The organism is Pseudomonas sp. CAN1 (assembly GCF_030462585.1).
Taxonomy (GTDB): Bacteria; Pseudomonadota; Gammaproteobacteria; order Pseudomonadales; family Pseudomonadaceae; genus Pseudomonas.
In genome coordinates, this window is the sequence record NZ_JASMRU010000028.1 from 56,278 (window position 1) to 66,089 (window position 9,812).

Annotated in this window: 10 protein-coding genes and 1 pseudogene; 1 reads left to right on the forward strand and 10 read right to left on the reverse strand. The window is 65.1% G+C overall.

The window, feature by feature from the left end; genetic code table 11:
* Positions 1-38: 38 nt before the first annotated feature.
* The 7 genes from QO207_RS25570 to QO207_RS25600 form a co-directional block, all read right to left on the reverse strand.
* Positions 39-773: a hypothetical protein gene (locus QO207_RS25570; protein WP_301535061.1), complete on the reverse strand. Its 735-nt coding sequence runs from the start codon at positions 771-773 to the stop codon at positions 39-41.
* A complete protein-coding gene (locus tag QO207_RS25575) occupies positions 770-1,363 on the reverse strand; it encodes an RNA polymerase sigma factor (protein WP_301535062.1) in 594 nt (197 codons plus the stop codon). Before QO207_RS25575 ends, QO207_RS25570 begins: the two co-directional genes overlap by 4 nt.
* A 310-nt stretch (positions 1,364-1,673) precedes the next feature.
* The gene (locus QO207_RS25580) at positions 1,674-3,113 is read right to left on the reverse strand and encodes a PLP-dependent aminotransferase family protein (RefSeq protein WP_301535063.1); all 1,440 of its coding nucleotides are present in this window, start codon (positions 3,111-3,113) and stop codon (positions 1,674-1,676) included.
* A gap of 104 nt (positions 3,114-3,217) precedes the next feature.
* Complete coding sequence (locus QO207_RS25585) at positions 3,218-3,853, reverse strand: response regulator transcription factor (RefSeq protein WP_301535064.1); 636 nt, start codon at positions 3,851-3,853, stop codon at positions 3,218-3,220.
* Between the two features lie 154 nt (positions 3,854-4,007).
* Positions 4,008-4,835 carry an OmpA family protein gene (locus QO207_RS25590; RefSeq protein ID WP_301535065.1) on the reverse strand — a complete coding sequence of 276 codons (828 nt, stop codon included), beginning with the start codon at positions 4,833-4,835 and terminating at the stop codon, positions 4,008-4,010.
* Complete coding sequence (locus QO207_RS25595) at positions 4,832-5,191, reverse strand: DUF4398 domain-containing protein (protein ID WP_301535066.1); 360 nt, start codon at positions 5,189-5,191, stop codon at positions 4,832-4,834. Before QO207_RS25595 ends, QO207_RS25590 begins: the two co-directional genes overlap by 4 nt.
* Before the next feature lie 13 nt (positions 5,192-5,204).
* Positions 5,205-6,032 carry an ABC transporter substrate-binding protein gene (locus tag QO207_RS25600; protein WP_301535067.1) on the reverse strand — a complete coding sequence of 276 codons (828 nt, stop codon included), beginning with the start codon at positions 6,030-6,032 and terminating at the stop codon, positions 5,205-5,207.
* A 97-nt stretch (positions 6,033-6,129) separates the two neighbouring features.
* Between QO207_RS25600 and QO207_RS25605 the strand changes: the two genes are divergently transcribed.
* Positions 6,130-7,080 (forward strand): alpha/beta fold hydrolase, encoded by a 951-nt coding sequence (locus QO207_RS25605; protein ID WP_301535068.1) that lies wholly within the window; start codon positions 6,130-6,132, stop codon positions 7,078-7,080.
* A gap of 63 nt (positions 7,081-7,143) precedes the next feature.
* Here QO207_RS25605 and fabV read toward each other — a convergent pair whose 3' ends face one another.
* From fabV to QO207_RS25620, 3 genes and pseudogenes are all read right to left on the reverse strand, one after another.
* Positions 7,144-8,340, reverse strand: a complete 1,197-nt coding sequence (gene fabV, locus QO207_RS25610; protein ID WP_301535069.1) for an enoyl-ACP reductase FabV — start codon at positions 8,338-8,340, stop codon at positions 7,144-7,146.
* Positions 8,341-8,554: 214 nt separating this feature from the next.
* Entirely contained in the window at positions 8,555-9,484 is a 930-nt protein-coding gene (locus QO207_RS25615) for an electron transfer flavoprotein subunit alpha/FixB family protein (protein WP_301535070.1), read from the reverse strand.
* Positions 9,484-9,812, reverse strand: a pseudogene (locus QO207_RS25620) (electron transfer flavoprotein subunit beta/FixA family protein); the annotation flags it as partial. The gene QO207_RS25615 and the pseudogene QO207_RS25620, both read right to left, overlap by 1 nt.

Genomic DNA, 9,812 nt, shown 5'->3' on the forward strand with positions numbered 1-9,812 from the left:
AGTCTGACAGGCCGGAGCTGAATCCGGCCTGTCATTGATCAAGGGTTGTCAGGCAACTCCTTCAGCGCCTGGTCAATGTTCAGTGTAGGGAATCGCTGTTGCAGGCTGTCGCGCACGCGGCCGGCTTCCTCGGCCTTGCCGGACTGCTGCAGGTCACGCAGGAGCAGCAGACTGGCCCGGGGCTCGGCAGCTTCGGCCGGCTCTTCAGCAAACGCCTGGATCTGGCCTTGTACCTGCACGCCCGACTGCGCAGACGCCTCGGCAGCCGCGCGGGCCTTCGCCTGCGCCCTGGCTTTGGCTTCTTCCCTGGACGGCGACACTTCGGCTGCCAGCTTCTTGCTGCTCAGCGCCGGCTTGGCTGCTTCGTCCATCAGCGCGCCGCTCGGGGCTTGCTGCAGGCTCGGCGCCGCCATGGCCGGTTCTGCTGCGATGGGTGCTGCTGGAGGCGCCATGGCTGGAGCTGGAGCCGGGGCGCGCAACATGGCCGGTGCGGGAGCCGCGTCGAAGCGCTGCGGGGCTTCCTCGTAGGTACGCAGGGTCAGGCTGAGACCGATGCCCAGGGTCGCCAGGCCGGCCACGGCGACACCCCAGCGCTGCCGGCTGCCAGCTCCCAGCAGCCACCGATGCAGACGCTGGGCCAGGCGCGGCTGCTTCTCCTGCGCGGCGGCACGGGCGGCGGCCAGGATGCGCGCGTCCAGCTGTGCCGACGGCTGCTCAGTACTGTGCCGGCGGTAGTGGTCGAGCAGTTCCTGCTCGTGCGGATCGCGGGTCATGGGTTCACCTCCTCGGTCGCTGTCGGGTCCGACAGCAGCCGGCGCAACTTCTGCATCGCATAGCGCAGACGACTCTTCACCGTTTCGGCCGGGGTTTTCGTCAGCTCGGCAATCTCGTTCAGTTCCAGGTCGCCGTGGGTGCGCAGCAGGAAGACTTCGCGCTGCTCCTCGGGCAGGGCCTCCAGCGCGCCCTGCAGGCGCTGCTGGTCGCGGCTGAGGCTCAGCTCGCGCTCCGGGTCGGGGCTTTCGCCGGCCAGCGCATCGCCATGCAGCTGCTCGTCGAAACTCTCCTGGCGCCCCTGGTGCCGGCCGAGCTTGCGCCAGTGGTCGATCAGGCGGTTGCGGCCGATCTGGTACAGCCAGGTCTTGAAGCTGGCCGCGCCCTGGGGCTGGCTCTCGCTGCGGACCAGACTCAGCCAGGTTTCCTGGAATACTTCCTCGGCCTGGGCATTGTCGCCGCAGAGGCCGCAGAGGAAGCGGAACAGGCCGAGCCGATGGCGAGCATAAAGCTCGGTAAAGGCTTCGGCCTCGCCTTGGCGGTAACGGCGCAGCAATGCCGCGTCGCTGTCGTCCTTGAGGGGTATCTTCAACTCTCTCGATCCGTGTCGATGCGGGTGTCGGCTGGCAACGCGCCAGTTGCCCAGTATCGCCGATGTCACGCGCAGCGGCGTGGCCTTTGCGTGTGTATCGCTGGCGAGCAGGAGTGGCGGGTTGTCGAGCGGCACCGCGGCGGCCTCGTCGAGGGTTCAATGCCCTTGGACGAGACAGCGTGGGAAAACGGGTTAACGCCGATAGGAAGACTGCGTACGCCTTGACGTAGGAGCGGACTCCGTCCGCGATAGGCCCGCATCACGCCGGACACTATCGCGGACAAAGCCCGCTCCCACGCAAGCCAAGCATCTACGCGGCGATCAGCTCCTCCTGGCACAGCTGGCACGCCAGCATGCCGAGGGTCATGATCGCCCGCTCCGCCTCGCGGTCCCAGGGGATGCCGCAGGTCAGGCGCAGGCAGTTGTTGAACTGTTCGGTGTTACTGAAGATCAGCCCCGGCGCAATGCTGATGCCCTGCTCCAGCGCGCGCACGTGCAGCTCCTTGGTATTCACCTTGGCCGGCAGGCTGACCCAGAGGATGAAGCCGCCCTTGGGCCGGGTCATCTGCGTGCCTTCGGGGAAGTACTGCTGCACCGCCAGCTGGTAGGCGGTCATGTTCTTCCGATACTCCTGGCGGATGTAGCGCAGGTGCCGGTCGTAGCCGCCGTTCTCCAGGTACGCCGCCACGCCCATCTGGGTGACGGTGCACGCCGAATGCGTGGTGAAGGTCTGCAGGCGGCGGATTTCCTCCTGGTAGCGCTCGGTGATGATCCAGCCGATGCGCACGCCGGGGGAAATGGTCTTGGAGAAGCTCGAGCAGTACACCACCCGGCCATCCCGGTCGTGGGCCTTGAGTGCCTTGGTCTGGCCCTGGTCGAACATCAGCTCGCCGTAGATGTCGTCCTCGATCACACCGATGTTGTGGTCGGCAGCGAGCTTGAGCAGCGCCTTCTGGCGATCTTCCGGGATGGTGCCGCCCAGCGGGTTGCTCAGCCGCGCGGTCAGTACCAGCGCCTTGATCGGCCACTGGTTGGCAGCCAGCTGCAACGCTTCCAGGCTGATGCCGGTGAGCGGGTCGCTGGGGATCTCGATGACCTTCAGGCCGAGGATGTCGGCCAATTGCAGCAGGCCGTAGTAGCTCGGCGACTCGGTGGCGATCAGGTCGCCCGGACGGGTCATCACGCGCAAGGCCATGTGGATCGCGTCCACGCAGCCGTGGGTGATGGTCACCTGGGTCGGATCGACCACCACGCCGGCATCGCGCATGCGGATCGCCACCTGGCGCCGCAGCGGCTCGTAGCCGGGGCTGAACATGTAGCTGAAGGCCCGCGGGCTGGAGAAGCGAGTGACCTTGGCCAACTGCTGGTGCAGCGCGCGCACCGGCAGGTAGTCCACGTGCGGCACGGCGGCGCCCAGCGGGAACACGCCCTCGCGGCGCGCTTCGGCGAGCACCTGGTTGATGATGCTGCTGCGGGTGACCAGGCCGGGCCGCTCGACCCGGGCGATGTCCGGGGTCGAGGCGGTCAGCGCCGGCGTGCGGTGCACGTAGAAGCCGGACTGCGGGCGGGCGCGGATCAGGCCCTGGTCTTCGAGGGTGGCGTAGGCCTGCAGCACCGTGGCGTGGCTGACGTTGAGCTGGGTGCTCAACTTGCGCACGGACGGCACGCGCTCGCCTGGCTGGTAGACGCCACGACGGATGTCTTCGGCCAGTTGCTGGGCGATGCGCTGATACAGAAGCAGATTGGACATGGCGGCCATCCCTCGGGCATTGAACCGAAACAGTAGCCAAAAACAGGAAACTGTTCCAGAACAGTCGGACATATTCCGTCCGATACAGTTGCCGCCAGGCCTTTCTACAGTTCTCCGAGCCAGTCCAGCAGGCCTGCCACGACCAGTTGCGCATCGTTGTTGATGCCCAGTTTCATCATGGCGTTGCGCTTGTGGGTGCTGATGGTGGAGACACTGCGATTGGTCCGCTCGGCGATCTCGCCCACCGTCGCACCATGGGCCAGGCGACGGATGATGTCGATCTCGGTGGGGCTCAGCGGCTTGCCGCTGTGGCGCGGCGGCCGCAGCATCGGGTCGATGTAGATCTCACCCTTGCGGATGCGCGCGAAGGCTTCGTCGAGCAGGTGCAGCGGGTTGCGCTTGCACACGTAGCCGACCGCACCGCACTTGACCACGGCGCTGGCCAGCAGCGGCGCGCCCATGATCGAGTAGACCAGGATGCGCACATCGGGGTGGTGGCGCTGGATCCACTCCACCAGGTGCACGCCATCACGGCCGCGGGCGCCGGGCAGCGCCAGCTCGATGACGATCAGGTCGATATCCGGCTGGCTGCTGAGGGCCTCCAGCAGGCTGTCGGTGTCGCTGACGAAGGCCTTCACCCTGGCCAGCTGGTTTTCCGCGAGGTAGCGCTCCAGGCCCCAGCCAATCATTGGCTGGGGGTCGGCCACGATCACGTTCGGAAGTGCATTTTCGGACAACATGGAAGTCTCTCGTTCATTACGCCCCAACAGGGGGATTAGACGCACCTGGCCATTTTCGCCAAGGCGCCCCTCGAACGAGTTCGAGATGCTCCAACGAAAAACCCCGGAACGGTCGGTTCCGGGGTTCTCCTGTATCGCCATGTTGCGGGGGCGATCAGCGCTCGGCGCCGAGCTGGCCCTTCTCATCGGAGAAGACGATCTCCACCCGGCGATTCTGCGCGCGCCCCAGGGACGAAGCGTTGTCCGAGATCGGGTAGGCCTCGCCGTAGCCCTGCACCTGCACGCGTTTCTCGTCCACGCCCAGGTCGGTCAACGCGTCCGCCACAGCCTGCGCGCGGTCCTTGGACAGCTGCAGGTTCTGCTCGCGGTCACCCTCGGCGTCGGTGTAGCCCTCGATGCGGACTACCCGCCGTGGGTTGAGCTGGAGGAATTGCACGAGCTTGAGCACGGTGCGGTTGGCGGCCGGCTTGAGATCGGCTTCGCCACTGTCGAACAGCACGTCGCCGAGGGTCAGCACCAGGCCGCGCTCGGTCTCGTTGGTGGCCAGGCTGACCATCTGCTGTTCCAGCCACTTGCTCTGCTCCTGCACGTTGAGCAGGCGCGCTTCGCGCATCGCCAGCTGCAGGCGCTCACGCTCCATCTGCTGCTTGGCCAGGCGCTCCTGGTTCAGCGCCAGGTTGCTGTGCTCGCGGGCGATCTCGCTGTAGCGCTGGCTGAGGTAGGAATACTGCAGCACGTCGTCGCTGCTGCCCCAGTAGTTGGACAGGCGCTCGGCACGGGCCAGGGATTCTCCGGCGCGGATGACGTCCTTGGGCGCGCTGCGCAGCACCGCGGAGTCTTCCTTCACCGCCTGGAACTGCACGCGGGCCTGCTCCAGGGATTTCTCGCTGAGCTGGCTGTTGGCGCAGCCGGCCAGCAGTGCAGTGCTTGCCAGTACACCCATCCAGGCAGAACCACGGCGCAACAGTTGTACGGAAATCATTGCGTTTCCCCCAACTGTTTACGCAGGCGATTGATGCTCTTGCCCTGCTCCGCGAGTTGCTCGGTGCTCTTGCGGGTCAGTTCCTTGGCCTCGGCCAGGCGCGCATCGAGCTCGGCCTGTTCGGCCAGCTGGCGTGCCTTCTTGTTCGAGCCGACCGCCAGGGCGCCCTTGGCCGCCTGGTACTTGTCCTCGGCCAGCTTCAGCTCGGCCACGTCATCGGTGGCGCCCACGGCCTTGGCCTGTTCCAGCGCCTGCTCGGTGAGACGCATCTGCTCGTTGGGTGCCGGGTCGTTCGTCGCACAGCCGGCCAATGCAAACAAAGCCAGGCCGGCGACCATCATCCGTCGATTGATCACGAAATCTGTTGTCCTACTGGGTGGGAGTGCTGGCAGGCTGCAGTTGCTGGGCCTTCCAGCGGGCCAGGTTGTCCTGCAGCAGACGCTGCGGGACTCCGGCGGCCGTCAATTCTGTCATTTTTTTCGCCAGTTGTCCGCGCAGCCACGGGTCGTTGCAGGCCGAGTTGTGCGCGACGGTCAGGTACAGACCTTCGCTGGAGATCGGCGGTTCCAGCGGCTGCAGGTCGTCGGCCATGCCGAGGGTGTCGGCCACCGCGAGGCCGGGGTAGTGCTCGTAGATCACGTAGTCGGAGCGCTTGAGTAGCAGTTTCTGGAAGGCCTGGGTGAGGCTGGGCACTTCTTCCAGGGTCAATTCCTGCTTGGCGTAGTTGTCGAAGTCCGGGCCGAAGCTGTTGTTCACCAGGGTGCCACCCTTCAGGCCTTTGAGGTCTTCTCGAGTCCTGTAGGGCGCCGGTGCGTCCTTGCGCATCCACACCACGTTGTCGGTGGTGAGGAAGGCCGGATGGATGTAGTCCATGGTCTCCAGGCGTTCCGGGGTGAGGAAGGCGCCGGCGATCAGGTCGACGCGGCCCAGCCGCGCCTCTTCCTGAGCCCGCGCCCAGGAGCCGGAGTAGATCACCCGGATGTTGATGCCCACGGCCTTGCCGATCTGCTCCAGCAGGTCGGCGTTGGCGCCGATCAATCGCTCCGGCTGCGCCGGATCGCGCCACAGGTAGGGCGGGTATTCCGGGTTGCCGGTGGCCACCAGGCGCTCGCACTTGCCGGCGGCGACGCCGGCCAGGGGAACGGAGAAAGTCACCAGCAACAGCGCCGCACGGATCAGCGTGGAGCAATCGGGCATCGGTAGTCTCGCTCGCCAGAAGAAAGAACGGCCATGCTTAGAGCCGCAAAATGCTAGCGTAAAGCACACTGACCCGATTTGGTAATAAGGACTTCTCATGAAGAAAGCCCTTCTGGCCCTTCTGTTGTTGATAGCCGTCGCCGCTGGCGTGCTCTACGCCTTCCCGTCCACCCTGCTGGCGACCGCGCAGTACGTCGAAAGCGCCCGCGCCAGGCTGTCTTCCAATAGCCTGCAGGTGGACAACCTCGATATCAGCTATTACGAGGGCGGCCCGGACAAGGCCCAGACCATCCTGCTGATCCACGGCTTCGGCGCCGACAAGAGCAACTGGCCGCGCTTCGCCCGCTTCCTCACCAAGGACTATCACGTCATCGCCGTCGACCTGCCGGGCTTCGGCGACAGCAGCAAGCCTGAAAACATCAGCTACGACGTCGGTACCCAGGCGGAACGCCTGGCCGACTTCATGCGCGAGCTGGGCATCGGCCGCTTCCACGTGGTCGGCAATTCCATGGGCGGGCACATCGCTGCGCTGCTGGCCGCCCGCCATCCGCAGGAAGTGCTGTCGGTCGGCCTGTTCGATAACGCCGGGGTGATGGCGCCGCAGCAGAGCGAACTGTTCCGACGCATCTTCAATGGCGAGAACAACCCGCTGGTGCTGCGCTCGGTGGACGACTTCCCTGCCCTGCTCGACTTCGTCTTCGTGCAGAGGCCGCCGCTGCCGGCGCGGCTGCGGGATTACCTGGCCGAACGCTCGCTGCAGCGCAGTGCGTTCAATGGCATGGTCTTCCAGCAGCTGCGCGACCGCTACATCCCGCTGGAGCCGGAACTGCCGAAGATCACCGCGCCGACCCTGCTGCTGTGGGGCGACCGTGACCGCGTACTGGACGTGTCCAGCATCGAGGTGATGAAGCCGCTGTTGAAGAAGCCCAACGTGGCGATCCTGCGCGATTGCGGCCACGTGCCAATGATCGAGCGCCCGGAGGAAACCGCCCGCCTCTACCTGGACTTCCTCAAGCAGAACCAGGCACCCGCTACCGCAGCGAACTGAGCCCGGCTGGAAAGCAGAAACGGCGCCCTGGGGCGCCGTTTCTGTTTGTCGCGAGCGTCGAACTCAGAGCTGGATCAGATTGGGAATCTGCACGTCCGGGTTGACGTCCTGCTCGTAGTCCACGCCGGCGATTTCGAAGCCGAACAGGCGCAGGAACTCGGACTTGTAGCCGGTGAAGTCGGTCAGCTGATACAGGTTCTCGTTGGTCACCTTGTTCCACAGGTCCTTCACGGTGTCCTGTACGTCCGGCTGCAGCTCCTTGTAGTCGGCGCGCAGGCGGCCGTCGGCGTCCAGGTGCGCTTCGGCGCCGTACAGGCTCTCACGGAACAGGCCGTCGACCTGCTCGATGCAGCCTTCGTGGGTGCCCTTCTCCTTCATCACCTTGAACAGCAGCGACAGGTACAGCGGCATCATCGGGATGGCCGAGCTGGCCTGGGTGACCACGGCCTTCAGCACGGAAACGCGGGCGTCGCCACCGGTAGCAGCCAGCTTCTCGCGAATGCCCAGGACCTTCTGGTCCAGGTCCTTCTTGGCGGCGCCGATGGAGCCGTTCCAGTACAGGTCGTGGGTAATCTCTTCGCCCAGGTAGGTGAAGGCGGTGGTCTTGGCGCCGTCGGCCAGCACACCGGCCTCCTGCAGGGCGTCGATCCACATCTGCCAGTCTTCACCGCCCATCACCGCGACGGTGTTGGCGATCTCGGCCTCGGTGGCCGGCTCCATCACGCTTTCCTTGATCACTTCCTTGTCGGTGTCCAGACCACGGAAGTTGACGGCCTTGCCGACCGGTTTGAGCACGGAGTTGAAGACCTCGCCGGTCTTCGGGTGGGTGCGGCGCGGAGCAGCCAGGCTGTAGACGACCAGGTCGACCTTGCCCAGGTCCTGCTTGATGGTGTCGATGGTGGCTTGCTTCACTTCATCGGAGAAGGCGTCGCCGTTGATGCTGCGCGCATACAGGCCCTTGGCCTTGGCGAACTTCTCGAAGGCAGCGGAGTTGTACCAGCCGGCGGTGCCCGCCTTGGTCTCGCTGCCGGGGCGCTCGAAGAACACGCCCAGGGTGTCGGCGCCGGCACCAAAGGCGGCGCTGATGCGCGCGGCCAGGCCGTAGCCGGTGGAGGAACCGATGACCAGGACCTTCTTCGGACCGTTGGCGATGGGACCGTGCGCCTCGACGTACTCGATCTGTTCCTTGACGTTGGCTTCACAGCCGGTCGGGTGGGTAGTGACGCAGATGAAGCCACGCACGCGCGGTTTGATGATCATGAAAACCTCGGTAGCCAGGTGTCGATTGAACACATTCAGGAACTGGAGACGTCGCGCATTGTAGATGAGACACCTTCGCCGGTGGACTTCTCGGCAAAGATTCGTGACCAATGGGTCAGCAGCGCAGCGAAATGGCCATTTCCCGTGGAAAATCAGGAACCTGAAATGAAAGAACCCGCCACAGGGGCGGGTTCCTTCAACAAGCGGATCGGGCTCAGACGGCCTTTTCCAGCTCCGGTACGGCTTCGAACAGATCGGCGACCAGGCCGTAGTCGGCGACCTGGAAGATCGGCGCCTCTTCGTCCTTGTTGATCGCAACGATCACTTTCGAGTCCTTCATGCCCGCCAGGTGCTGGATGGCGCCGGAGATGCCGACGGCCACGTACAGCTGCGGAGCGACGATCTTGCCGGTCTGGCCGACCTGCATGTCGTTCGGCACGAAGCCGGCGTCCACGGCAGCGCGGGAAGCGCCGACGGCAGCGCCCAGCTTGTCAGCCAGGGAGTAGAGGATGCTGAAGTTGTCGCCATTACCCATGCCACGGCCGCCGGAAACGACGATCTTGGCAGCGGTCAGTTCCGGACGGTCGGACTTGGCCAGCTCTTCACCAACGAAGGCGGACTTGCCGGCATCGGCCGGGCCGGAAACGGCTTCAACAGCAGCCGAACCACCTTCGGCAGCGACGGCGTCGAAGCCGGTGCCACGAACGGTGATGACCTTGATGGCAGCCGAGGACTGTACGGTAGCGATGGCGTTACCGGCGTAGATCGGGCGCTTGAAGGTGTCGGCGCTGACCACTTCGGTGATCTCGGAGATCTGGTCGACGTCCAGCAGGGCGGCGACGCGCGGCAGGAAGTTCTTGCCGTTGGTGGTAGCGGCGGCCAGTACGTGGCTGTAGCCCTTGCCCAGCTCAGCGATCAGCGGAGCAACGTTCTCCGGCAGCTGGTGAGCGTAGGCAGCGTTGTCGGCGACCAGCACCTTGGAGACACCGGCGATCTTGGCAGCGGCTTCAGCCACGCCACCGACGTTCTGGCCAGCGACCAGGACAGCGATGTCACCACCGATCTTCTGCGCGGCAGCGACAGTGTTCAGAGTGGCAGCGCCCAGTGCGCCGTTGTTGTGCTCAGCGATTACCAGGATAGCCATCAGATTACTTTCGCCTCGTTCTTCAGTTTCTCGACCAGTTCGGCAACGGACTTGACCTTGATGCCAGCGCTACGGGCAGCCGGAGCTTCGACTTTCACGGTCTTCACGGTGGAAGCGGTGGAAACGCCCAGGGCGTCCGGGGTCACCACGTCCAGCGGCTTCTTCTTCGCCTTCATGATGTTGGGCAGCGACGCGTAGCGCGGCTCGTTCAGGCGCAGGTCGGTGGTGACGATTGCCGGCAGGTTCAGGGCAACGGTCTGCAGGCCGCCGTCGATTTCACGGGTGACGTTGACCTTGTCGCCAGCGACTTCGACCTTGGAGGCGAAGG

Coding starts and splice junctions, on each gene's coding strand:
- fabV (WP_301535069.1), bottom strand. CDS start 8,340: ATGATCATCAAACCGCGCGTGCGTGGCTTCATCTGCGTCACTACCCAC.
- QO207_RS25585 (WP_301535064.1), bottom strand. CDS start 3,853: ATGTTGTCCGAAAATGCACTTCCGAACGTGATCGTGGCCGACCCCCAG.
- QO207_RS25605 (WP_301535068.1), top strand. CDS start 6,130: ATGAAGAAAGCCCTTCTGGCCCTTCTGTTGTTGATAGCCGTCGCCGCT.
- QO207_RS25615 (WP_301535070.1), bottom strand. CDS start 9,484: ATGGCTATCCTGGTAATCGCTGAGCACAACAACGGCGCACTGGGCGCT.
- QO207_RS25570 (WP_301535061.1), bottom strand. CDS start 773: ATGACCCGCGATCCGCACGAGCAGGAACTGCTCGACCACTACCGCCGG.
- QO207_RS25580 (WP_301535063.1), bottom strand. CDS start 3,113: ATGTCCAATCTGCTTCTGTATCAGCGCATCGCCCAGCAACTGGCCGAA.
- QO207_RS25590 (WP_301535065.1), bottom strand. CDS start 4,835: ATGATTTCCGTACAACTGTTGCGCCGTGGTTCTGCCTGGATGGGTGTA.
- QO207_RS25600 (WP_301535067.1), bottom strand. CDS start 6,032: ATGCCCGATTGCTCCACGCTGATCCGTGCGGCGCTGTTGCTGGTGACT.